Genomic DNA, 21878 nt, shown 5'->3' with positions numbered 1-21878 from the left:
GTGCAGTCTTTACGGACTGCGCCGCCGGTTTGTTCGGTGCGAACGAAACACTTTACCCGGCATCGCGTTGATGCCCGTCGGGCTTGACCCGGCTCGGGTGAACCGCTTTGTCGGCACTTCAAGGTAAACAGGGAAATCCATGCAGGAAATTTGGGGCCATATCGTCGCCGACTTCGCTGGCCTGTTCTCGGGCAGCGGGTCCGCCTGGCTGGCATTCGGCCAGGTCATTCTGATCGACATCGTCCTGGCGGGCGACAATGCGATCGTCATCGGTGCGCTTGCTGCGGGTCTGCCTGCAGATCAGCGCAAGAAGGTCATCCTGATCGGTATCATCGCCGCGCTGGTGCTGCGCATCGGCTTTGCGCTGGTCGTCACGCAACTGCTGCAGGTCATCGGCCTGGTCTTTGCCGGCGGCGTGCTGCTGCTGTGGGTCGCGTGGAAAATGTGGCGCGAGATCGGCCATGGCGGCGAAAGCGCCGGCTCGCCCGAGATCGAGGGTGACGAGCATTCGGGCGTGAAGCCGGCCAAGAGCTTCGCCAGCGCTGCTTGGGCCGTTGCAGTCGCCGACGTGTCGATGAGCCTCGACAACGTCCTCGCGGTTGCGGGTGCGGCGCGCGACCATCCGGGCATCCTGATGGTCGGCCTGGTCATCGCGGTCGCACTGATGGGCGTCGCGGCGAACATCATCGCCAAATATATCGAACGCTATCGCTGGATCGCGTGGATCGGTCTGCTCGTGATCGTCTATGTCGCGGGTTCGATGATCTACACCGGGATCACCGATCAGGAAGTCGGTCTGCTCCAGCTGTTCCGCTAAGCAGCTGATACAAAAGAAAATGGGGCGGCATCCACGGGGATGCCGCCCCATTTTTGTCAGCCGATATGCTCGGCGAAAAACGCTTCGGTTCGGCTGTCCGCCAGCTGCGCCGCCGCATCGGACCGACGCTTGCCCATCTCGGTCGCAAAGCCATGGTCTTCGCCCGGATAGTCATGGAGCGTCACCTTGGGGTGATCGTCCAGACCTTCATGCATCGCTTGCTGCGTCACGGCGGGGACAAATCCATCCTCACCAGCAATGTGCAGCATCAGCGGATTGGCGATGGCGTGCTTTTCGCCCAGCAGCCCGTCGACGCCCACCGCATAATAGCCGACACTGGCATCGCTATCGGTGCGCGCGGCGGTCATGAAGGCGAGGCGACCGCCCAGGCAATAGCCGGTGACCCCGACCTTACCACCGCTGGCGTCGCGCGCCGCGCGGATCGTCGCTTCGATATCGGCGACGCCCTTGTCTTGATCGAACTTGCCCATCCAGTCGAGCGCCTGCTTGAACTCCGCCTCGACATCGGGATCGAGGTCGATGCCCGGCTCAAGCCGCCAGAACAGGTCCGGGGCCAGCGCGACATAGCCGAGCGACGCGAAATGATCGCACTTGCGGCGAATCCCTTCATTCACGCCAAAGATTTCCTGAATGACGACGATCGCGCCGCGCGGGGTCCCCTCGGGGTCGGCGCGATAGGCGGCGAAGCTGCCGCTCCCGTCGATCGCGCTAATTTCGATAGTCGCCATGAAACTCTCCTTGTTCAGCGGTGACGCTGCTCGTGGTCGAGCAGCCATATTTTGGTCGCCGGGCCGTGCCCCGCGGAATAACTCCCCAGCGCGCCGCCGGCTGCGGTTACCCTGTGACACGGAATGATGACGGGAAGGGGATTGCGCGCGCACAGCTGCCCGATCGCACGCGGCCCCGACTGGAGCCGCCGTGCGAGTTCGCCATAGCTTGCGGTTTCGCCATAGCGCAGCGCGATCAGTCCGTCGCGCAACTCCCGTCCGCGTGGCGACGCAAGCGGGGGGAGCGGAAGGTCGAACTCTTTGAGATCGCCCGCAAAATAAGCCAGCAGTTGTTCCGCCGCAGCGCGGACCGGTGCTGTTGAACCGATTGCGGGCGGGCCGTCCGCTCCGATGACGACCCGCGAAACCGTTGTTTCGCCACCCTCGACCCGCATGAGGCCGATGGGCGTTGCGATCAGGGCATGGTCGCGCGCATACATGGGCGGAGCGTAGGGCAGGGGATGCTTCGGGCTCAAGTGGAGAAGACGGTATGAAGATCAATGTCGAGGTCGACTGCACCCCTGAAGAGGCGCGCCGCGCGATGGGCCTGCCCGATTTCACCCCGGTCCATGACCGCTACATTCAGATGATGCTCGACTCGATCGATAAGGGCGGGGTCAATCCCGAGATGCTCGACAACATGATGAAGAGCTGGACCCCGATGGGCGAGGCCGGAATGAACTTCTGGCGCGGCATGTTCGATATGGGCAAGCGTAGCGGCGGCGAGTGAGCGATACGATCTTTGCGCTGTCGAGCGGGGCATTGCCCGCCGGCATCGCGGTTATCCGCATTTCGGGGCCACAGGCATTCGCGGCCGTCACTACGCTGGCGGGCGAGCTCCCGGCACCGCGTCGCGCATCGCTGCGGACCCTCCGCCATGACGGCGAAGCGCTCGACCGCGCGCTGGTCCTTGTCTTTCCCGGCCCCGCGACCGCGACTGGCGAGGATCTTGCCGAACTCCACCTGCACGGTGGCCGCGCCGTGGTGCGCGCGGTCGAGGCAGCGCTAGCCACGATCCCGGGGTTGCGCGGTGCCGAGCCAGGCGAGTTCACCCGCCGCGCGCTTGAGCATGGTCGGATTGATCTCACCGAGGCGGAGGGGTTGGGCGACCTGCTCACCGCCGAGACCGAAATGCAACGCCGCACCGCGCTGCGTGCTGCCGAAGGAAGTGTCCGGTCGCGGATCGAGCAATGGGCCACGCGCACGCTTCGGCTCTCGGCGCTGGTCGAGGCGATGCTCGATCATGGCGACGAGGATGATGTGGCGGGGGAGGGGGATGTCCTTGCTACTGTGCAGCGCGACGCGGCCGCGCTTGCGGCTGAGATCGAGGCCGTAAGCGCGCAGCCACCGGTTGAACGCATTCGTGACGGCATCCGCATCGTGCTGGCGGGACAACCCAATGCCGGCAAATCGACCCTGCTAAACGCGCTGGCTGGGCGCGAAGCCGCGATCGTCTCGCCGCTGGCGGGAACGACGCGCGACCGGATCGAGGTCCCGGTGATGCGCGACGGCATCGCCTATCTGCTCACCGACACCGCCGGCTTCCACGCAGCGCCTGCGGATATCGTCGAGGAGATCGGCATCGCCCGCGCGCGGTCCGCGATCGAAAGTGCTGACCTCGTCCTATGGCTCGATGATGCGCCACTAACTGGTGAGTGGGCGGAAGTACCGCATCTGCTCATCCACCCGCGCGCAGACGCAGCAGGCCGGGAGGGTGGAGCCACAGACCGTCTTTCCGTGTCTGCAGAGACGGGGCAGGGGGTTGAGGCGCTCTGGAACGCCGTCGCAGAGCTCTCCACCGCGTTGCTTCCTCCTTCGGATAGCGTCGCACTTAACCTCCGCCAGCGTGCGCTCGCAGAGCAGGCCGCAATAGCGTTGCGCGCTGCCGCGGCTCACGACGAACTGCTGCTTGTCGCCGAGGAACTGCGCGCATCGCTGCGGGCTTTCCATCGCATCACTGGCGCGGCGGATGTCGAGGCGATGCTCGACGCATTGTTTGGGCGGTTCTGTATCGGCAAGTGAGTGTTCCACGTGGAACGCTTTTGACCTGACCCCCGCGCGGGGCTATGCGAGCGGACATGCAAAGTTTCGACGTGATCGTGATCGGCGGCGGCCATGCCGGTACCGAAGCCGCAGCTGCGGCTGCGCGCTGCGGTGCGCGAACCGCGCTCGTCACCTTCGATCCCGCAATGATCGGCGCGATGTCGTGCAACCCGGCGATCGGCGGGCTCGGCAAGGGGCATCTGGTGCGCGAGGTCGATGCGCTCGACGGCCTGATCGCCCGCGCCGCCGACACTGCCGCAATCCACTACCGTCTGCTCAACCGGTCGAAGGGGCCGGCGGTGCAGGGACCACGCGTCCAGGCCGACCGCATCCGCTACGCCGCCGCGATCCAGACGATGCTCGCTGCCCAGCAGGGGTTGGAGATTGTTGAAGGGGAGGCGGTTGCCCTCCGCATTGAGCGTGGCCGCATCGCGGGCGTCGAGCTTTCCGACGGAAGCACGCTGGGCGCCAGCGCCATCATCCTCGCCAGCGGCACCTTCCTCGGCGGCCGCATCTTCCGTGGCGAAGAGCGCGAGGCCGGTGGCAGGGTAGGGGAGCGCGCCGCGACCGCATTGGGCGTTCAGCTGCGTGACTGTGGCCTCCCGATCACCCGTCTCAAGACCGGCACGCCACCCCGGCTCGACGGTCGCACCATCGACTGGGGCGCCCTCGACGAGCAGCCCAGCGACGCCGATGATTGGCGCATGTCACCACTGACGACCGACCCGCGCCTGCCCCAGCTCGGCTGCGCAATCACCCGCACCACGCTTGAGACCCATGAGATCATCCGTGGCGGTCTCGACCGCTCACCCCTGTTTAGCGGTGCGATCGAAGCTGGCGGCCCACGCTACTGCCCCTCGATCGAGGACAAGATCTTCCGCTTCGGCGACCGCGACGGGCATCAGGTCTTTCTCGAGCCGGAAGGCTTGGCAACCCATCTCGTCTATCCCAACGGCCTCTCGACCTCGTTGCCCACGGACGTGCAGGCGGCAATGATCGCCTCGATACCCGGGCTCGCCCGCGCACAGATCGTCACCCCCGGCTATGCGGTCGAGTATGACCATATCGACCCCCGCGCACTCTCGCACCAACTGGAATGTCGCGACCTGCCCGGCCTCTATTGCGCAGGCCAGATCAACGGCACCACCGGCTATGAAGAGGCCGCCGCACAGGGCCTCGTCGCCGGCATCAATGCCGCCGCCGCCGTGCTGGGCCGCGCGCCGACCCTGTTCCCGCGCGAACTCAGCTATATCGGCGTGATGATCGACGACCTCACGCTGCAGGGCGTGACAGAGCCCTATCGCATGCTCACCGCTCGCGCCGAACATCGCCTCTATCTCCGCGCCGACAATGCCCAGACTCGCCTCGCCCCGCTGGGTGAGGCGGCGCAGTGCCTTGGCACCGACCGCCGCGCGTTCATCGCCCGGCGGGCCGAAGCGCGTGCGCGCCTCGATGCACGGTTTGCGGACACCCGGACCGCCCATGCGCTCGGTCAGGCTGGCGCACCGGTGGCGCAAGACGGCGCGCGTCGCAGTGCGTTCGAGTGGCTCCGCTTCCCGGCGGTGACGCTCGAGCATCTCGATATCGATACCGAAGGTGCCGATCCCGCAATATTGGCCGAGCTGATCGAAGATGCACGCTACGCACCCTATCTGGAGCGGCAGGCACAGGAAACCGCCGCGATGCGTCGTGCGGACGGAACGCGGATTCCCCCCGCGCTCGATTATGCCTCGGTTCCGGGGCTATCCAATGAGATGGTCGAACGGCTCGGCACCGCACGCCCCGACACGATCGGCGACGCCGCGCGCGTTCGCGGGATCACGCCAGCGGCATTGACCGCCATCCTCCTGCATGTGAAGCGGGCTGCATGACCGAAGATGAAGCCCGCAAATGGGTTCGCAACCGTTACGATGTTCCACGTGAAACACGGCTGGCCGCATTCGTCGACCTCCTGCGAGACGAAGCAACGCGTCAGAATCTGGTCTCTCCATCCACGCTCGACGAAATTTGGGCACGCCATGTGGTCGATTCGGCGCAATTGCTCGACCATGTCGATATCGATGGCACATGGCTCGACATCGGAAGTGGCGCAGGCCTGCCCGGTATCGTCCTCGCAATCCTGCGCGACTCCCCGGTGGAGCTGGTCGAGCCTCGCAAGCTGCGCACGGGTTTCCTCCAGCATTGCGTCGATACACTGGGCCTGTCCAACGTGGCCGTCCACACGGCGAAGGTCGAGCGGACTACGGGCCGCGCGGCCGTCATCACCGCGCGGGCGGTCGGCTCGCTCGACACCCTGTTCCGCATCGCGCGCCACCGCGCCGATCGATCCACAATCTGGGTGCTGCCCAAGGGCCGCAATGCGCAATCGGAGGTGGAAGATGCGCAGCTATGGTGGCAAGGTTCGTTCCACGTGGAACCGAGCGTGACCGCAGCGGATTCGCTCATCATCGTCGCCAAAGAGGTGCGCCCCAGATGATCTGCATCGCCATTGCGAATCAGAAGGGCGGCGTGGGCAAGACCACGACCGCGATCAATGTCGGGACGGCGCTTGCCGCGACGGGCATGCGGGTGTTGCTGCTCGATCTCGATCCCCAGGGTAATTGCTCCACCGGACTCGGCATCGGCCGCGCCGACCGTGAGCGCTCGACCTATGACCTGCTGATCGGTGAAACCAGTCTGGAGGATGTCTCGGTTCCCACCCGCGTTCCCGGCCTCGATATCGTGCCCGCCACCGTCGACCTGTCGGGCGCGGAGATCGAGCTGATCGAATTTGAGGCCCGCACCCACCGCCTGGCAACTGCGATCGAGCGGAGCGCGGAGCGCTGGGACGTGGTGCTGATGGACTGTCCGCCGTCGCTCGGTTTGCTGACCATCAATGCGATGGTCGCGTCCGACGCGCTGCTCGTGCCGTTGCAATGCGAATTCTTTGCGCTCGAGGGACTGAGCCAGCTGCTCAACACGGTTGAGCGGATCCGCGGGCGCTTCAATCCGGGCCTGTCGATCCTTGGCGTTGTGCTGACCATGTACGACCGCCGTAACCGCCTGACTGACCAGGTCTCTGACGATGTCCGCGCGGTGCTGGGCAAGGTGGTGTTCGACACCGTGATTCCGCGCAACGTCCGCCTTTCCGAAGCACCCAGCCACGGCCTGCCCGCGCTGATCTATGATTATCGCTGCGCCGGGTCGGAAGCCTATATCGCCCTTGCGCGCGAAGTGATCGAGCGCCTGCCCAAGCTGAAGAAGGCCGCATGACCGAAGAGACACCCCAAGAGGCTGCTACGCCCGCTGCCGCCGCACTCAGCACCCGCAAGACCCGCCCCGGCCTCGGCCGCGGCCTCAGCGCCTTGCTCGGAGATGCCGAGCGCGAGGAGCCGGTGCGCCCCGGCACCGAACCGTCGATGGGCGTGCGCATGCTCCCGGTCAGTTCGCTTGCCCCGCACCCCGAGCAGCCACGCCGCCATTTCGATGAGGATGCGCTGGAAGAGCTCGCCAAGTCGATTGCGATGCGCGGGCTGATTCAGCCGATCCTGGTGCGGCCGCATGGCAAGGACTATCAGATCGTCGCCGGCGAACGCCGCTGGCGCGCGGCACAGCGGGCGCGGTTGCACGAGGTGCCGGTGATCGTCCGCGACCTGGACGAAGCGCAGACGCTCGAAATCGCGATCGTCGAAAATATTCAGCGCGAAGATCTGAACGCGATCGAAGAGGCTGAGGCCTATGCCAAGCTGATCGGCGATTTCGGCCATAGCCAGGAGGCGCTGGCCAAGATCGTCCACAAATCGCGCAGCCACATCGCCAACCTGATCCGCCTGCTCGACCTGCCCGCCACCGTCCGCCAGCGCGTGGTCGAGGGCGGGCTGACCATGGGCCATGCCCGCGCCCTGATCGGCGCGCCCGACCCGGAAAAGCTCGCAAAGATCGTCGTCGAACGCGACCTGTCGGTCCGCGAAACCGAAAAGCTTGCCCGCGACGCCAAGCCCCGCGCACCTGGCAAGAGCGGCGACAAGGCTGGCGGCGGCAGCAACGCCGACATCGCCGCACTGGAGCGCCAGCTGGGCGATGTGCTGGGCCTCAACGTCAAGATCAGCTTCGGGGAAAAGGGCGGGGCGCTGACTCTGGCCTATTCGACGCTCGATCAGCTGGACATGATCTGCCAGCGCCTGACGGGCGAGAAAATCTAGTTAAATCAACGTGTTTGGACCATAGGAATGAACGGTTCTTCTTCTTAGCCCCTCCCGCTTGCGGGGGGGTTGGGGAGGGTCTTCTTCTTGTTCCTTCCGGGCCCGCGGCACGGCCTTCGAAAAGAAGAAGACCGTGACCCAACTCTATCCCCCGAAAGCGGGAGAGGAGTTAGAACAGCACGCCTTCGTTCGGCTGTTTGCCCCGAATTGGCCTAACCTGAGTGGGAGGCCCACCAACGCCGCCCCAACCCCCTCGTCACCCCGGCCCTGTGCCGGGGTCCACCGGGACACAAGCCCAAAGCTTGAATTTCAAGCCGCCAGGCGCGAGGACGAGTGGCCCCCGGAACAAGTCCGGGGTTACGAACAGATAGCGCCGACTTGCTGCCTGCGCGATCCGCAGCCAGATAGTCAGCGTGAAAATAGAAGGCCTTACTCCCGCAGCCTTGCGGGCGCTACCGAGCGACGAGCTCGATGCTCTGCTCGCATTCGGGCAACCAATCACCTTCCGCATCGGATCGGCAACCGTGCTTGCCGAGTTCAACAAGGATGATGATTGCCTCACCGTCAATCTCGCGCACATTGACGGTGGCGGGGAGGGCGTGCTTGTATCGCTATGGAAGCTCGTGACTGCGTTCGCGAAGGACCGTGGCTATCGTAGCGTGTTGTGGATTGTCCATGCGCTCACCTGTGCGAACCCAAACCCACGCCTCCAGAAGTTTTTGCGTGAACGCGGGTTTGCGGAAACGCACAGCGAACGGCACGGTCGGGTCTTGAGTCGTCTGGAGCCGATTCAACAGCCCTGATCTGGCCCTCACCCCCGCGCCGCACCACGCGCCAGCACCGCCAGCTCATGATCCGCCAGCACTTGGCCCGCATTGCCGCCGCCGCGCGTCATCGCGCGTTCCGCCTCGCGCGCGCGTTCCACGGCGCGCGCCAGCATCGGGCTGTTCCAGCGTTGCAGCGCGCGGATCGTCGCGGCCTCTTCCTTGAAGAACACGCGGTGCTTCTTGACCACCTCGGTCGGGCTCAGCCCATGATCGATATCGGCGCGCATCTCGGCCAGCGCCATCAGGCGGCGGACCAGCCCGCGCAGCAGCGGAATCGTCGACACCCCCGCCGCGTCGAGCCGCGCCAGCTCCACGCCGATCTCCGCCGGGCGACCGCCCACCACGGCCTCGATCGCGCCCGACATCTCGGCCTCGCCCAGATCCGCGCCAATCGCATCCAGCGCCTCGATTCCGGCCTCACGCGGTCGATCGGGTGCGGCGTCGAGGAACAGCGACAATTTCTCGATCTCGCGCGCCAATACGGCGCGGTCGCCGCCCGACATGGCGGCCAGCCGGTCCGCCGTGCCACCGACCAGCCGCAACCCATGTTCGCGCGCAATTCCGGTCGCCAGCTGCCCGGCGGTGCGCGCGTCGGGCACGTAACAGGCATGGACCATCACATTGGGCGCAGCGAGCGCGAGCTTGAGCAGCCGCCCGGTGCCCTTGAGGCCGCCGCCGACCGCAACTACCGGATTGCCGGTCGTCTCCGCCTCGATCAGCATCCGCACCGCGTCGGTGCCGCCATCGTCGATGCCCGAAACGCGGATGTAGCGCGCCCCGCCGAACAGCGACAGCGAGGCCGCCTCGCCCGCGAGCAGCCCGGCATCGTCCTTCAGCGCATTGCCCTCGATATCGATGCGCTCGGCATCGGGGCCCATCGCCCGGCCGAGCCGTGCGGCGAGGTCGTTGGCACCCGCTTCATCGGGGCCGTAGAGCAGGAACAGGCGGATATCGGGGCCGGGCTTGTCCAGCCGCGCGCGAATTTGCGCTTCGCTGGCCTTCACGTCGCTTTCGCGTTCATTGGGGCTTGGCGCTGCGCGCGTAGCGGGCGAGCCGCGCGACGATCTGGTCGGCGACGATGCCCGACAGCCGCTCCAGCGCGCTGCGCTCGGCCGCGATCGTCGCATATTCCGATCCTGCGACATCGATGCCCGCGTCCGACCCGGCGGTCGCGTCGAGCACCGTCTGCCCGGTCGCCAGGTCGATCAACTGATAGCGCGCACGCAACGTCCGCCGCTCGCGCGTCACCACGTCATCGCTGCGCACGCCCAGACCCTCGATCCGGTCGTCCAGCTTGATTTCCAGCCGATAGGTGGGCGTGCCGCTGCGCGTCGCCTCGATCCGGTCGCGCACCGCGTTGGAGACGAGCCACCCCGCCTCGCCCTGAATCGGCGCAACCTCGACCCCCGACAGCATCGTCTGCACCGGGCCACCGACGCCGCCGCCATAGAGCGGACGCAGCCCGCAGCCCGACAGCGTGGTGCTCGCCGCGACCAGCGCGATCAGGAGTGCTGCGCGCTTCATGCGACGATGTTCACCAGACGGTCGGGCACGACGATCACCTTTCGCGGGGTAGCGCCGTCCAGAATGCGCTGCACATTGGCGTTTGCCAAGGCCATGGCTTCCAGATCGGCCTTGTCCGCGCCCTTGGCCGCGGTGACCGTGTCGCGCAGCTTGCCATTGACCTGGATCGCGATCGTCACCTCGTCATCGACCAGCAGGGCCGGGTCGACCGCCGGCCACTCGGCATCGGCGATCAGGCCGTCATTACCCATCGCGGCCCAGGCTTCCTCCGCCAGATGCGGCACCATCGGCGCGGCAATCAGGATCGCGGTGCGGATCGCGTTGGCGCGCGACGCGCTCGGCGCGGCCTTTTCGATCGCGTTGACCAGGCCGTACAGCTTGGCCACCGCCTTGTTGAACTGCAGCCCCTCGATATCCGCGGCAACCCCGGCGATGGTCTGGTGCAGCACACGGTCGAGGCTCTTGTCCTCGCCCTCCCATGCCTGCAGCCCGTCGAACAGACGCCACAAGCGCTGGACGAAGCGCCAGGCGCCCTCGATTCCGTTCTCGGTCCACTCCAGATCGCGCTCGGGCGGCGAATCCGACAGCACGAACCAGCGCACCGCGTCCGCGCCGTACTGGTCCACGATCGGTTCGGGATCGACCGTGTTCTTCTTGGACTTGGACATCTTCTCGATGCGGCCGACGGTGACGGGGCCACCGCCCTCGACCTCGACCAGCGCGTCGTTGCTGCGTACCACCTCACCCGGCGACAGCCAGCGGCCATCGGCGGACTTGTAGGTTTCATGCGTCACCATGCCCTGGGTGAACAGCCCCTCGAATGGCTCGGCGATGTCGATCATCCCGATCCGCTTGAGCGCGCGCGTCCAGAAGCGGGCATAGAGCAAATGCAGGATCGCATGCTCGACCCCGCCGATATATTGATTCACCGGCAGCCACTGCTCGGCCACCGCGCGGTCGAACGGCTTGTCGCCCGGCTGGCTGGCGAAGCGGATGAAGTACCAGCTCGAATCGACGAAGGTATCGAGCGTATCGGTCTCGCGCCGCGCCGGCTTGCCGCATTGCGGGCAATCGACATGCTTCCAGGTCGGATGGCGATCGAGCGGGTTGCCGGGGATGTCGAAGCTGACATCTTCGGGCAGCACGACGGGCAGCTGCTTCTTGGGCACCGGCACCGCGCCGCAAATCTCGCAATGCACGATCGGGATCGGCGTGCCCCAGTAACGCTGGCGCGACACGCCCCAATCGCGCAGCCGCCAGACGGTCGTTCCCTTGCCCCAGCCTTCGGATTCGGCGCGGCGGATCACCTCACGCTTCGCGTCGGCGACATCCATGCCATTCAGGAAGTGAGAGTTGACGAGCGTGCCGGGGCCGGTGAAGCTTTCATCCTCGACATATTCGCTTTGGGTTTTTTCGCCATCTGAGACGACGCGCCGGATCGGCAGGCCGTATTTGGTCGCAAATTCGAAATCGCGCTGGTCATGCGCCGGCACCCCGAACACCGCGCCGGTGCCATAGTCCATCAGCACGAAATTGGCGATATAGACCGGCAATTCCCAAGTGGAATCAAAGGGATGCGCCGCGCGGATACCGGTGTCGAAGCCCAATTTCTCCTGCGTCTCGATCTCCGCCGCAGTGGTCCCGCCGAGCTTACACTGTGCGACGAACTCGGCGACCGCCGAATCCTTGGCGGCAAGCGCCTGCGCGATCGGATGGTCCGCCGCAATCGCCACGAAACTCGACCCGAAAATCGTGTCGGGCCGCGTGGTGAACACCTCTACTTCGTTGAAATCGCTGGACGAAATCTTGAAGCGGAACTGCATCCCCTGTGACTTGCCGATCCAGTTTTCCTGCATCAGCCGGACCTTGTCGGGCCATTTGTCGAGCGTTTCGAGGCCATCGAGCAGCTCGTCGGCAAAGTCGGTGATCTTGAGGAACCACTGGTTGAGCTTCTTCTTCTCGACCAGCGCGCCCGAGCGCCAGCCGCGCCCGTCGATCACCTGCTCATTGGCGAGCACGGTCATGTCGACCGGGTCCCAGTTGACCGTCGATTCCTTGCGGTAAACCAATCCGTTAGCGAAGAGATCGAGGAACAGCGCCTGTTCGTGGCCGTAATAATCCGGCTCGCATGTCGCCAGTTCGCGACCCCAGTCAATGGCAAGGCCAAGGCGCTTCAGCTGCGCGCGCATCGTCGCGATATTGTCGCGCGTCCAGCCGCCGGGATGGACCTTCTTTTCCATCGCGGCATTCTCGGCCGGCATGCCGAATGCGTCCCACCCCATCGGGTGGAGCACTTCCATGCCCTTCATCCGCCGATAGCGCGTCAGGACGTCGCCCATCGTATAGTTGCGGACATGCCCCATATGGATGCGCCCCGACGGATAGGGAAACATCTCAAGCACATAGGATTTGGGCTTGGGCGAATGATCGTCCGCGGCGAAGGTGCGGCGTTCTTCCCAGACCTTCTGCCACGCGGAATCGGCGTTCAGCGCGTTGAACCGCGACACATGTCTTTCCTTGTCTTCAGTCGGTCGGGCAAACGGCCCGCCGGATCAATTCCCGGTAATCGCGGCGCGCCGCAGATCGCGGGCCTTGGTCAGGATGATGTCTTCCAGCTTCTGCACCGTCGCTGCTTCCACCGGCGCATCGACCCACTGACCACCGCGATTCTGCTGGCGCTGGACGCTGACGCGCAGCGCGTCGGCGCGCAGATCCTGGTCGAGGATTGCCACGGTGATCTTGATCCGCTCGGTCGAGAGGTTGGGGTTCACATGCCAGTCGGTCACGATCACACCGCCGTTCGAATCGGTCTGCGCGATCGGCGCGAACGACACGGTGTCGAGCGCCGCCCGCCACAGATAGGCGTTGACGCCGATCGTCGTGACCTTCGACGCGGCAAGATCGGCGCGCGGGCGATCGCCACCACCGCCACACGCGGCGAGGGTGAGGGCAACGCTGCCCAGGATCGCGGTGCGCAACTGGCGGTTCATCGGCATCATCCTATGGGAAATCTCATCGGCTCGGTGTGCATCTATAGATGTTGGCGCGCGCGCCGCAAGCGCAAGCCGATGCGGCCCATGCTGTGCGTCTAGAGCAACACCTGCGCCAAAATCGGATTCGGCCTGTGGAACATCACAATCGAATCATGGTAGAGCACAATGCGAATAAGGGGTTTCAATGCGTACTCGTCGGATCATTGCGGGATTGGGACTGGGGGCGCTGGGCGTCGCCGGGCTCGTTGCCGCGCCGGCGTTGCTCGCGCAGACCGGGACACCGCAGCGCGTTGCGCCTGCGCGGGCGACCCCGATTGCGGGAATCGGAACCTTCACGCCGGCATCGGCCGACCCGCGCCTTGCAGCAGCGCTGGCGCGCAGTGGCCTGTCGGGCAGTGGCTTTCGCTTCACGCCCGCCGACACGCGCGGGATCAGCAATCGCAGCGTGACCGTCGCGGTTCGCGCCCGCACCACCCGGCCGTCGGCTGCGATCGCTGATCGCGGCGCGGCTGCCCCGGCTTCGGTGACGTTGCAGCCGATCGCCTATAATCTGGGCGTTTCGGTGGGCTGGAAGCGCTTTGCGATCTCAGGCGATCTTGCGAAACTCGATCTGGCGGGGCAGCCGGGCAGCAACCAGAAGATGGATCTGGGCCTCAGCTACACCGGCAAGCGCGCGTCGGGGCGGATCAAGGCGACCAGCGAGAAGCCGGCCGAGCGTGGTCCGCGCCTGCTGACGGTCGATCCCAATTATTCGATCGATGTCGGCGGCGCCTATTCGATCACCCGTAATCTCGATGTGACTGCGGGCGTGCGGTACAACAGCGAGAAGGATCGCTTGCCGCAGCTGAAGGATGACCGCCGCGACAGCCAGGCGGTCTATGTCGGAACGGCCATCCGCTTCTGACCGGTGATGTCGGGCTAGGCCCAGGCATCGATCCCCGCCCATCCATGCGCGCCGAGCGGGCTGAGCGCGCGCCAGCGGCGCTCATTCATCCCGCCGAGCGCGATCACTGGCAGCTTGAGCCCGCGAATCATCAAGCCAAATCGCGCCGGACCCAGCGCCGATGCGCCGGGATGCGAGCGCGTGGGGTAAACCGGCGATACGAACAACAGCGCAGCACCGGCCCGCGCTGCCGCAATCGCCTCGACCCGCGAATGCACCGGCGCGGTCAGCGCGGCACGGCTCCGACCATGGCGCAGCATGGGTCCGCGCGCGACCGGGGGCCCCGCCACGACCAGCATCAGCCGCTTGCGTCGCGCACGCCTGCGCACCCGTTCAAACAGCGCCTGTCGCGCCTGGGGCGGGGTCGCATAATGGCGGAAGATGATCCCCGATCCGCGCGGCAGCGCTTCGATCGCTGCCCATAGCGCGTCGCCCAAGCGCTCGTCCGTCATCAGCCAGCGGCGCGGCAAAGCGGAGGGGTGGGGGTGGCGGCGCGACATCGCGCCACCTATAGCGCGGCATATGTCTGCCGAAACCGCTTCGTCTCGCCTTTCCGATATCAACGCCCGCCTTGCCCGCGCCGCCGCGACGGCGGGGCGCCGTGCGGATGCGGTCACGCTGATTGCCGTGTCCAAGACGCATGACGCCGCCGCGATCCAGCCGCTTATCGATGCGGGGCAGCGTGTGTTCGGCGAAAATCGCGTGCAGGAGGCGGCGGCCAAATGGCCCGCGCTCAAGGCCGCGACCCCGGACATCCGCCTGCATCTGGTCGGCCAGCTTCAGTCGAACAAGGCGGCGGACGCGGTGGCGCTGTTCGATGCGATCCATTCGGTCGACCGCCCGTCGCTGGTCGCCGCGCTCGCCAAAGCGATGGGGGAGAGTGGCAAACGCCCCGATTGTTTCATCCAGGTCAATATCGGCGACGAACCGCAAAAGGGCGGCGTCGCGGTCGCAGACCTGTTTGCGTTGCTGGCAGAGGCACAAGCAGCGGGCCTGCCGATCGCCGGGCTGATGGCGGTGCCGCCGGTCGGCGTCGATTCGGCACCCTATTTCGCGCTGCTCGCCAAGCTGGCGCGTGAGGCGGGGCTGGCGGGGCTCAGCATCGGCATGTCGGACGATTTCGAGGTCGCGGTGACGATCGGCGCGACCCATGTCCGCGTCGGCACCGCGTTGTTCGGAGCACGCGCATGAGCCTGTCGGTCCGGTTCGACGCGCTGATCTTCGACTTTGACGGCGTCCTGCTCGAGAGCGAATTCGAGGGCAACCGGCACATCGCGGACTATCTGACCGCGATCGGTCACCCGACCAGCCCGGAAGAGTCGATGGCGAACTTCATGGGCCTTGCCGGGCGCGAGTTCATCGAAGCGATCGAGAGCTGGATCGGGCGTTCCCTGCCCGAGGACTTCCACGATGCGCGCGAGGCGGAGAATCGCCGTGCGCTGGCCGAGGGCGTTGCCGAGGTCGCCGGGGCGATCACCTTCGTCCGCGCGCTGCCCGACGATCTGCCACGCGCCATCGCTTCGTCGAGCAACAGCCACTGGATCGGAACGCATCTCGACCATCTTGGCATCCGCGACGCGTTTGACGGACGAATCTTCAGCGGCCGCGAGCATGTCGCGCGGGGCAAGCCCGCGCCGGATATCTATCTCCACGCCGCCGCACAGCTGGGCGTGAGCATCGAACGCTGCGCGATTATCGAGGATTCGCCGGTGGGGGCGACCGGGGCGGTGGCGTCAGGCGCGCATGTGATCGGCCTATGCGCCGGCAATCATTGCGGTCCGGACCATGGTGCCCGACTGCGCGCCATTGGTGTCCACGACATCGCGCACGACTTCACCGAAGTCGCGCGGTTGCTGGCTTAAGCCGTCCCGCCGACGGTCAGTCCGTCGAGCAACAGCGTCGGCTGACCCACGCCGGCTGGCACCGACTGCCCACCCTTGCCGCACATGCCGATGCCCTCATCGAGCGCGAAATCATTGCCGATCCCGATAACCCGGGTCAGGCTGGTCGGCCCGTCGCCGATCAAGGTCGCCCCCTTGATCGGGGCGCCCAACTTGCCGTTCTCGATCTTGTAGGCTTCGGTGCAGCTGAACACGAACTTGCCCGACACGATGTCGACCTGACCGCCGCCAAAGCTCTTGGCGAAAATGCCCTTCTTGACTCGGCTCAGCAGTTCGGCGGGATCGTCCTTGCCCCCGCGCATAAAGGTGTTGGTCATGCGCGGCATCGGGGCGTGCTGGAACGATTCGCGTCGCCCATTGCCGGTCGGTTCGACGCCCATCAGCCGCGCGTTCATGCGATCCTGCATATAGCCGCGCAGGATACCGTCCTCGATCAGCACCGTTTCGCGCGTCGGCGTGCCCTCATCGTCGATCGACAGCGATCCGCGGCGGTCGGTGATCGACCCGTCATCGACCACGGTGACGCCGGGCGCGGCAACGCGCTCGCCGATGCGACCGGAAAATGCGCTGGTCCCCTTGCGGTTGAAATCGCCCTCAAGGCCATGGCCGATCGCCTCGTGCAGCAGGATGCCGGGCCAGCCGGGGCCGAGCAGCACGGTCATTTCGCCCGCCGGCGCATCGACCGCGTCAAGATTGACCAGCGCCTGTGCGAGTGCCTCGTCGATCGCGCGATTCCACGTCTCGGGCTGCATCAGCCGGTCATAGAGCGCGCGGCCGCCGGTGCCGAAGCTGCCCGTCTCACGCCGCCCGTTGGATTCGACCACGATGCTTACGTTGAGGCGCACCAGCGGGCGGATGTCGGAGGCGATAAAGCCGTCGGGACGGACGATCTCGACCACGCTCCATGATCCGAGCAGGCTGACCGAAACCTGCACCACGCGCGGGTCGCGGGCGCGGGCGGCGGCGTCGATCGTCTGGCACAGATTCACCTTGTCGGCGAAGGGGACCAGATCGAGCGGGTCGGCGTCGGTGTAGAGGTGGCGGTTGGTGCCGACCGGGGCCGCGGCCTTGGGGCCGGTTGCCGGATCGATCAGCGCCATCGTCTCGCCCGCGCGGCGGATCGCGGCGTCGCTGATCTCATTGGCATGGGCAAAAGCGGTGGTCTCGCCGCTCACCGCGCGCAGGCCGAAGCCCGAATCGGTGTTGTACGACGCGGTCTTGAGCCGCCCGTCGTCGAAGCCGAACGCCTCTGTCTTGCGATATTGCAGATAGAGCTCGCCATCCTCGGCCCTGGCGAGGATCGATGCGGTCAGGCGCTGGGCGGCGTCGGCATCGAAGCCGTCGCGGTAGAGGAAACCTCGGGGATCGCTGTACATCCCCGAAATATAGAGTGCTTAAACGCTCGCGCCAGACGCGATGTCGGGCAAATCGCTCTGGTCGGCGCCATCGGCGGGGCCCCCGATCAGCACGAAGCGGCGGTCGCAATAGCCGCAATCGACATAGCCATGCTCGTCGATCTGCAAAAACACGCGCGGATGACCGAGCGCGGCGGGGATACCCGCATGCGCGCCGTCACAGGCGACGCGGGCGGTGGTGACGCGGGTGACTTCGGGCGGCGCGATCATGGGAGTGCGGTTAGCAAAGCGCGGGCGCGCGAGCAATCTCGGCGTGCAGCGACGCTCACATTGTCCCGGTGGCGCGCTCGAACTCGTCCGCACAGCGTTCGGCGAGCTTGGCCGCGCCCGCTACGCCGCCCGCTTGCATCGACTCCGCCACCGCCTCCATCGCCGGGCCAAGCATGGCGGCACCGCTGCGTCCGACGATCTTGCCGAGGAAGAAGCTCATCGTCATGTCGAGTCCCGACTTGTCGGTAGCCGACGCAGTTTCGCCCAGCATTGTCATCGCGAACACGCATTTTGCGTCGGCCTGATCGGCAGGCGTCGGTGTGGCCTGAAGCATTGCGAGCGCGAGTGCGTATGTGATGAGCACCGGTGTTCCTCCCCTGATGGCGGCTCAGCCTGTGCCGTGCGTCTGGTCTTGGCAACGTCTTTCGCTTGCCAATCGCCCCATACCGTCCCACTTCCCCGGCATGAGCGACGCGGCGATCGAGATCGACGGCCTTTCCAAGGTCTATTCTGGCGGCAAGCAGGCGCTGGACGGGGTGAGCTTTACCGTGCCGCGCGGGCAGATTTTCGGGCTGCTGGGGCCGAACGGCGCGGGCAAGTCGACGCTGATCAACATTCTGGCAGGCCTCGTCAACAAGACCGGCGGCACGGCGCGCATCTGGGGGTTCGACATCGACGCCAGCCCGCGCAACGCCAAGCGCGCGATCGGGATCGTCAATCAGGAGATCATGTTCGACCCGTTCTTCACACCGGTCGAAACGCTGGAGATCCAGGCTGGTCTATATGGCGTACCCAAGGCGGAGCGGCGGTCGATGGAGCTGCTGCGCGCGGTGCATCTGGAGGACAAGGCGCGTGCCTATTCGCGGACGCTGTCGGGCGGCATGAAGCGGCGGTTGATGGTGGCGAAGGCGATGGTGCATTCACCGCCCGTGCTGGTGCTCGACGAGCCGACCGCAGGCGTCGATATCGAGTTGCGCCAGCAGCTCTGGGCCTATGTCCGTACGCTCAATGAGCAGGGCGTGACGGTGGTGCTGACCACCCATTATCTGGAGGAGGCCGAGCAGCTGTGCGATCGCATCGCGATCATCAACCATGGCAAGCTCATCGCGAATGAGCCGACCCGCGAGCTGGTTGGCAAGACTCAGGAAAAGGCGGTCGAGGTCGTGGTCGATCGCGACATCATCGACCTCCCCGCCAATGGCTGTTTCCAGAAGATCGAGGCGAAGGGCGAGCGGACGCTGGTGATCACCTATCGCAAGGACCGTGCGAATGCCGGCGAAGTACTGGGTGCGGTGCAGGCGGCGGGGTTCGGCATCGTCGATGTCAGCACGCGCGAGGCAGACCTTGAAGACGTGTTCCTGAGTCTCACCCGCGCCGCGAACGCGGCCTGATCCACTCGCAGACGATAGGGGGGGCGCTGAGACCCTAACGCCGGTAGCGCGCGAAGAAGCGCCACATCGCGTCATTGTCTGCGGTCCAGACGTGACCGCCGCCGCGCAGGATATGGGCGGTAACTTCGGCCTGCGCGCGGCATTGGGTGTGGAGGCGTTCGTAGAGATTGGCAGCGAGGTCGCGGCGCAGCGGGCCGGCGGTGCAGCCGTTGAGTGCGGCCCAGCGCGCTTCGGCGGCCTCCATCGTGTACTGCCAATAGCCCGCGCCGCCGCCCTGCACCGGGTTGGTGCCATCGGCATCGCCCGCAAAGGCGATCACCGGTATCGGGTTCTTGGGCGTGCAGGTGGCGGGGTCGGGGCGGGTCTTGTCGCTCGCCAGCGGGTTGCCCGCGCGCAGGCCCACGACCGGGGCGATCGCGGCGAAGCGGTCGGACGCGACGCAGCCCAGCCATGACGTCATCCGTCCGCCGCCTGACAGGCCGGTGGCATAGACGCGCTTGGTGTTGGCGCAGCCGCTGGCGGCCAGCCAGTCGATCGCGGTCTTGAGAAACATCACGTCATCGGCATCGCCCGGCCCCGGCACCTTGCCAGTGACGGTCGGAACGCCGGGGATGTTCCAGACAAAGCCACGCTCGACCGGAATGCCGGCATCGGGTGCGGCGACGAGGAAGCCGTGGCGGTCGCTGCTCCCCTCCAGCTTCGATTGCGCGAGGATCGCCGCGCCGTCGCCGCCGCTGCCGTGCAGCGCGAAGACGAGCGGGAGGCGGCCTGGTTTGGCATTCGCCGGGACATGGAGGAGCAGGCTGCGTCCGGTATCGCCAACCGTCACGCGCGCCGTGGTGCCGGCGGCGACGGGACAGCCCGGGGCGGCGAATGTGGGCACAGTCGCGGCGAACAGGGCAGCGGCGGCGGCGAGGATCAGGCGCAAACTTGGTCTCCAGACTGGGTGGCCCAGTTTCCCGAACGCTGGTCACCCCGGCCTTGTGCCGAGGTCCACGGTGCCGCGCGTCCGGGACTGGAGCCTCTTGTCCCACGCTTGCCGCGCGGTGGACCCCGGCACAAGGCCGGGGTGACAATAAGGGGTGGGGGCGCGGCGAAGTTCCGCGCGGTTTGATTTCCCCGCGCTTTGTCGCATAGCGGCTCCCCGCCATCGGTGCGCGAAGGAACGAGATTGGCCCACGACCCCCATCAGTGCGACGTCCTCATCATCGGCTCGGGTGCCGCCGGACTTACCGCTGCGCTCAATCTCGCCGAGCGGTTCCGCGTCACGGTGCTGGCCAAAGGCGGGTTGGACGAGGGATCGACCGCCTGGGCACAGGGCGGGATCGCCGCCGTACTCGAACCCGGCGACACCTTTGAGGCGCATATCGAGGATACAATGGTCGCGGGCGCGGGGCTCAACGACCGCGCGACGGTGGAGATGGTCGTCGAGAATGCCCCCGCCGCGATCAACCGGCTGGTCGAGCTGGGCGTGCCGTTCAACATGGACGGCAATGCGCTGCATTTGACGCGTGAGGGCGGGCATAGCGCGCGGCGCATCGTCCATGTCGATGACGCCACCGGCTGGGCGGTGCAGGTCGCGCTGATCCGCGCAGCGCAGGCGCATCCCAATATCACCCTCGTCCCCGACATGGTCGCGATCGATCTTGCCACCAGTCGCCACGAGCTGCGCTACTCGGGCGCGGGCAAGGTGTGGGGCGTCTATGCCGTCAATCGCGCGACCGGTCGGGTCGAATTGTTCACCGCCAACGCCACCGTGTTGGCGACCGGCGGGGCGGGGCGCACCTACCTTTTCTCGACCGCGCCCAAGGGGGCGACGGGGGACGGGATCGCGATGGCGTGGCGCGCAGGATGCCGCATCTCGAACATGGAGATGATGCAGTTCCACCCCACCTGCCTCTATCACCTTGACGTCAAGAATTTCCTGATCACCGAAGCGGTGCGTGGCGAGGGCGGGCGGCTGATCAACCCGCAGACCGGCAAGCGCTTCATGGCGGATTATGATCCCGAGCGGATGGAGCTGGCGCCGCGTGACGTGGTGGCGCGCGCGATCGACGCGGAGATCAAGCGCGACGGCCTTGATTACGTCCATCTCGACATCAGCCATATGCCGCCGGAGTTCGTGAAGGGGCATTTCCCCAACATCTACGACAAGCTGATTGGCCTTGGCATCGACATGACCAGTGGCCCGATCCCGGTTGTGCCGGCCCAGCATTATACGTGCGGAGGGATCGTCATCGACCTGGACGGGCGCACCGACCTGCCCGGCCTCTATGCCGCAGGCGAGTGCAGCGAGAGCGGTCTGCATGGCGCGAACCGGCTCGCCAGCAACTCGCTGCTCGAATGTTTCGTGTTCGGCGAGGCGGCGGCGCGGCATATCGCGGCGAACTGGGAGGATCTGCCCCCGCCACCGCCGATCCGGCCATGGGACGAAAGCCGCGTCACCGATTCGGATGAAGAGGTGGTGATCAAGCAGAACTGGACCGAAATCCGCCGCTTCATGTGGAACTATGTCGGCATCGTGCGCACCACCAAGCGGCTGGAACGCGCGGCACATCGCATCAAGATGCTGAACGAGGAAGTCGCCGACTATTACGGCCATTTCCGCGTGACGCCCGACCTGATCGAGCTGCGCAACCTGTTGCAATCGGCCGAGCTGATCGTGCGATCGGCGCTGCACCGGCGCGAAAGCCGGGGGCTGCATTACACGCTGGATTTCCCGGATACGGACAAAATGGCGCAGGACACCGTATTGGTCCCGTGAATTTTTGGCTGAATCTTCACGCTTTGCCGTCATAATCCGCGCATTCGTCGCAGATGCCACCATATGCTCTTGGCCATGGTG

24 protein-coding genes are annotated in these 21878 nt (G+C 66.1%); 13 read left to right on the top strand and 11 right to left on the bottom strand.

The genetic code is table 11. The features are described from left to right. The first annotated feature begins 139 nt into the window (after window positions 1-139). Window positions 140-817 (top strand): TerC family protein, encoded by a 678-nt coding sequence (locus tag ACRYLO_RS15560; RefSeq protein WP_482660993.1) that lies wholly within the window; start codon window positions 140-142, stop codon window positions 815-817. A 56-nt stretch (window positions 818-873) separates the two neighbouring features. Here the strand turns inward: ACRYLO_RS15560 and ACRYLO_RS15555 are convergent, their stop codons facing one another. Further along, on the bottom strand, window positions 874-1566 hold the full coding sequence (locus ACRYLO_RS15555; RefSeq protein ID WP_482660992.1) for a dienelactone hydrolase family protein: 693 nt from the start codon (window positions 1564-1566) through the stop codon (window positions 874-876). Window positions 1567-1580: 14 nt separating this feature from the next. Next, on the bottom strand, window positions 1581-2045 hold the full coding sequence (locus ACRYLO_RS15550) for a methylated-DNA--[protein]-cysteine S-methyltransferase (RefSeq protein ID WP_482660991.1): 465 nt from the start codon (window positions 2043-2045) through the stop codon (window positions 1581-1583). A gap of 50 nt (window positions 2046-2095) precedes the next feature. Between ACRYLO_RS15550 and ACRYLO_RS15545 the strand changes: the two genes are divergently transcribed. The 7 genes from ACRYLO_RS15545 to ACRYLO_RS15515 all read left to right on the top strand — a co-directional run bounded on the left by ACRYLO_RS15545 (window position 2096) and on the right by ACRYLO_RS15515 (window position 8632). Beyond that, complete coding sequence (locus tag ACRYLO_RS15545; RefSeq protein WP_482660990.1) at window positions 2096-2335, top strand: DUF6489 family protein; 240 nt, start codon at window positions 2096-2098, stop codon at window positions 2333-2335. Then, the gene (gene mnmE / locus ACRYLO_RS15540) at window positions 2332-3627 is read left to right on the top strand and encodes a tRNA uridine-5-carboxymethylaminomethyl(34) synthesis GTPase MnmE (protein WP_482660989.1); all 1296 of its coding nucleotides are present in this window, start codon (window positions 2332-2334) and stop codon (window positions 3625-3627) included. Before ACRYLO_RS15545 ends, mnmE begins: the two co-directional genes overlap by 4 nt. Before the next feature lie 56 nt (window positions 3628-3683). Then, window positions 3684-5519: a tRNA uridine-5-carboxymethylaminomethyl(34) synthesis enzyme MnmG gene (mnmG, locus tag ACRYLO_RS15535; RefSeq protein ID WP_482660988.1), complete on the top strand. Its 1836-nt coding sequence runs from the start codon at window positions 3684-3686 to the stop codon at window positions 5517-5519. After that, the gene (gene rsmG, locus ACRYLO_RS15530) at window positions 5516-6124 is read left to right on the top strand and encodes a 16S rRNA (guanine(527)-N(7))-methyltransferase RsmG (RefSeq protein WP_482660987.1); all 609 of its coding nucleotides are present in this window, start codon (window positions 5516-5518) and stop codon (window positions 6122-6124) included. The genes mnmG and rsmG overlap by 4 nt, the downstream gene beginning before the upstream one ends. After that, entirely contained in the window at window positions 6121-6900 is a 780-nt protein-coding gene (locus ACRYLO_RS15525) for a ParA family protein (RefSeq protein ID WP_294015764.1), read from the top strand. Before rsmG ends, ACRYLO_RS15525 begins: the two co-directional genes overlap by 4 nt. Next, window positions 6897-7829, top strand: a complete 933-nt coding sequence (locus ACRYLO_RS15520; RefSeq protein WP_482660986.1) for a ParB/RepB/Spo0J family partition protein — start codon at window positions 6897-6899, stop codon at window positions 7827-7829. Before ACRYLO_RS15525 ends, ACRYLO_RS15520 begins: the two co-directional genes overlap by 4 nt. Before the next feature lie 413 nt (window positions 7830-8242). After that, window positions 8243-8632 carry a hypothetical protein gene (locus ACRYLO_RS15515; protein ID WP_482660985.1) on the top strand — a complete coding sequence of 130 codons (390 nt, stop codon included), beginning with the start codon at window positions 8243-8245 and terminating at the stop codon, window positions 8630-8632. 8 nt (window positions 8633-8640) lie between these two features. Here ACRYLO_RS15515 and holA read toward each other — a convergent pair whose 3' ends face one another. From holA to ACRYLO_RS15495, 4 genes are read right to left on the bottom strand one after another with little or no spacing between them, the layout of a single operon-like run. Beyond that, entirely contained in the window at window positions 8641-9660 is a 1020-nt protein-coding gene (gene holA / locus ACRYLO_RS15510; protein ID WP_482660984.1) for a DNA polymerase III subunit delta, read from the bottom strand. A 13-nt stretch (window positions 9661-9673) separates the two neighbouring features. Further along, complete coding sequence (gene lptE / locus ACRYLO_RS15505) at window positions 9674-10180, bottom strand: LPS assembly lipoprotein LptE (RefSeq protein WP_482660983.1); 507 nt, start codon at window positions 10178-10180, stop codon at window positions 9674-9676. Next, entirely contained in the window at window positions 10177-12687 is a 2511-nt protein-coding gene (gene leuS / locus ACRYLO_RS15500; RefSeq protein ID WP_482660982.1) for a leucine--tRNA ligase, read from the bottom strand. The genes lptE and leuS overlap by 4 nt, the downstream gene beginning before the upstream one ends. A 45-nt stretch (window positions 12688-12732) precedes the next feature. Next, window positions 12733-13170: a DUF3576 domain-containing protein gene (locus tag ACRYLO_RS15495; RefSeq protein ID WP_294015754.1), complete on the bottom strand. Its 438-nt coding sequence runs from the start codon at window positions 13168-13170 to the stop codon at window positions 12733-12735. 187 nt (window positions 13171-13357) lie between these two features. Here ACRYLO_RS15495 and ACRYLO_RS15490 point away from each other — a divergent pair, with 187 nt between their 5' ends. After that, window positions 13358-14077, top strand: coding sequence for a hypothetical protein (locus tag ACRYLO_RS15490; protein WP_482660981.1), 720 nt, complete (start codon window positions 13358-13360; stop codon window positions 14075-14077). 14 nt (window positions 14078-14091) lie between these two features. Here the strand turns inward: ACRYLO_RS15490 and ACRYLO_RS15485 are convergent, their stop codons facing one another. Beyond that, window positions 14092-14568 (bottom strand): thiamine phosphate synthase, encoded by a 477-nt coding sequence (locus tag ACRYLO_RS15485; protein WP_482660980.1) that lies wholly within the window; start codon window positions 14566-14568, stop codon window positions 14092-14094. Between the two features lie 70 nt (window positions 14569-14638). On the opposite strand from ACRYLO_RS15485, the gene ACRYLO_RS15480 reads away from it, so the two are divergent. Further along, window positions 14639-15307, top strand: a complete 669-nt coding sequence (locus tag ACRYLO_RS15480) for a YggS family pyridoxal phosphate-dependent enzyme (protein WP_482660979.1) — start codon at window positions 14639-14641, stop codon at window positions 15305-15307. Continuing rightward, entirely contained in the window at window positions 15304-15978 is a 675-nt protein-coding gene (locus tag ACRYLO_RS15475) for an HAD family hydrolase (RefSeq protein WP_482660978.1), read from the top strand. Before ACRYLO_RS15480 ends, ACRYLO_RS15475 begins: the two co-directional genes overlap by 4 nt. Here ACRYLO_RS15475 and tldD read toward each other — a convergent pair. From tldD to ACRYLO_RS15460, 3 genes are read right to left on the bottom strand one after another with little or no spacing between them, the layout of a single operon-like run. Next, window positions 15975-17393 (bottom strand): metalloprotease TldD, encoded by a 1419-nt coding sequence (gene tldD, locus ACRYLO_RS15470; protein ID WP_482660977.1) that lies wholly within the window; start codon window positions 17391-17393, stop codon window positions 15975-15977. The genes ACRYLO_RS15475 and tldD overlap by 4 nt on opposite strands. Window positions 17394-17411: 18 nt before the next feature. Continuing rightward, window positions 17412-17642: a zinc-finger domain-containing protein gene (locus tag ACRYLO_RS15465; RefSeq protein ID WP_294015742.1), complete on the bottom strand. Its 231-nt coding sequence runs from the start codon at window positions 17640-17642 to the stop codon at window positions 17412-17414. A 55-nt stretch (window positions 17643-17697) separates the two neighbouring features. Further along, complete coding sequence (locus tag ACRYLO_RS15460) at window positions 17698-18006, bottom strand: hypothetical protein (RefSeq protein ID WP_482660976.1); 309 nt, start codon at window positions 18004-18006, stop codon at window positions 17698-17700. A gap of 100 nt (window positions 18007-18106) precedes the next feature. Here ACRYLO_RS15460 and ACRYLO_RS15455 point away from each other — a divergent pair, with 100 nt between their 5' ends. Then, window positions 18107-19033: an ABC transporter ATP-binding protein gene (locus tag ACRYLO_RS15455; RefSeq protein WP_482660975.1), complete on the top strand. Its 927-nt coding sequence runs from the start codon at window positions 18107-18109 to the stop codon at window positions 19031-19033. Between the two features lie 34 nt (window positions 19034-19067). On the opposite strand, the gene ACRYLO_RS15450 is transcribed toward ACRYLO_RS15455, so the two are convergent. Continuing rightward, window positions 19068-19961 (bottom strand): CE1 family esterase, encoded by an 894-nt coding sequence (locus ACRYLO_RS15450; RefSeq protein WP_482660974.1) that lies wholly within the window; start codon window positions 19959-19961, stop codon window positions 19068-19070. Window positions 19962-20204: 243 nt separating this feature from the next. Between ACRYLO_RS15450 and nadB the strand changes: the two genes are divergently transcribed. After that, window positions 20205-21797, top strand: a complete 1593-nt coding sequence (gene nadB / locus ACRYLO_RS15445) for an L-aspartate oxidase (protein WP_482660973.1) — start codon at window positions 20205-20207, stop codon at window positions 21795-21797. The last annotated feature ends 81 nt before the right edge of the window (window positions 21798-21878 follow it).

The organism is Sphingomonas sp. SDUR79 (assembly GCF_056821745.1).
This window is presented reverse-complemented; position numbering and strand designations above follow the sequence as displayed.

Bases quoted from the DNA above. Each gene is read 5' to 3' on its own strand.
- ACRYLO_RS15545 (WP_482660990.1), top strand. From the start codon at position 2,096: ATGAAGATCAATGTCGAGGTCGACTGCACCCCTGAAGAGGCGCGCCGC.
- ACRYLO_RS15525 (WP_294015764.1), top strand. From the start codon at position 6,121: ATGATCTGCATCGCCATTGCGAATCAGAAGGGCGGCGTGGGCAAGACC.
- ACRYLO_RS15520 (WP_482660986.1), top strand. From the start codon at position 6,897: ATGACCGAAGAGACACCCCAAGAGGCTGCTACGCCCGCTGCCGCCGCA.
- ACRYLO_RS15550 (WP_482660991.1), bottom strand. From the start codon at position 2,045: ATGTATGCGCGCGACCATGCCCTGATCGCAACGCCCATCGGCCTCATG.
- tldD (WP_482660977.1), bottom strand. From the start codon at position 17,393: ATGTACAGCGATCCCCGAGGTTTCCTCTACCGCGACGGCTTCGATGCC.
- ACRYLO_RS15485 (WP_482660980.1), bottom strand. From the start codon at position 14,568: ATGACGGACGAGCGCTTGGGCGACGCGCTATGGGCAGCGATCGAAGCG.
- mnmG (WP_482660988.1), top strand. From the start codon at position 3,684: ATGCAAAGTTTCGACGTGATCGTGATCGGCGGCGGCCATGCCGGTACC.
- ACRYLO_RS15455 (WP_482660975.1), top strand. From the start codon at position 18,107: ATGAGCGACGCGGCGATCGAGATCGACGGCCTTTCCAAGGTCTATTCT.
- ACRYLO_RS15555 (WP_482660992.1), bottom strand. From the start codon at position 1,566: ATGGCGACTATCGAAATTAGCGCGATCGACGGGAGCGGCAGCTTCGCC.
- ACRYLO_RS15475 (WP_482660978.1), top strand. From the start codon at position 15,304: ATGAGCCTGTCGGTCCGGTTCGACGCGCTGATCTTCGACTTTGACGGC.
- ACRYLO_RS15495 (WP_294015754.1), bottom strand. From the start codon at position 13,170: ATGAACCGCCAGTTGCGCACCGCGATCCTGGGCAGCGTTGCCCTCACC.
- ACRYLO_RS15480 (WP_482660979.1), top strand. From the start codon at position 14,639: ATGTCTGCCGAAACCGCTTCGTCTCGCCTTTCCGATATCAACGCCCGC.
- ACRYLO_RS15465 (WP_294015742.1), bottom strand. From the start codon at position 17,642: ATGATCGCGCCGCCCGAAGTCACCCGCGTCACCACCGCCCGCGTCGCC.
- ACRYLO_RS15560 (WP_482660993.1), top strand. From the start codon at position 140: ATGCAGGAAATTTGGGGCCATATCGTCGCCGACTTCGCTGGCCTGTTC.
- ACRYLO_RS15490 (WP_482660981.1), top strand. From the start codon at position 13,358: ATGCGTACTCGTCGGATCATTGCGGGATTGGGACTGGGGGCGCTGGGC.
- rsmG (WP_482660987.1), top strand. From the start codon at position 5,516: ATGACCGAAGATGAAGCCCGCAAATGGGTTCGCAACCGTTACGATGTT.
- lptE (WP_482660983.1), bottom strand. From the start codon at position 10,180: ATGAAGCGCGCAGCACTCCTGATCGCGCTGGTCGCGGCGAGCACCACG.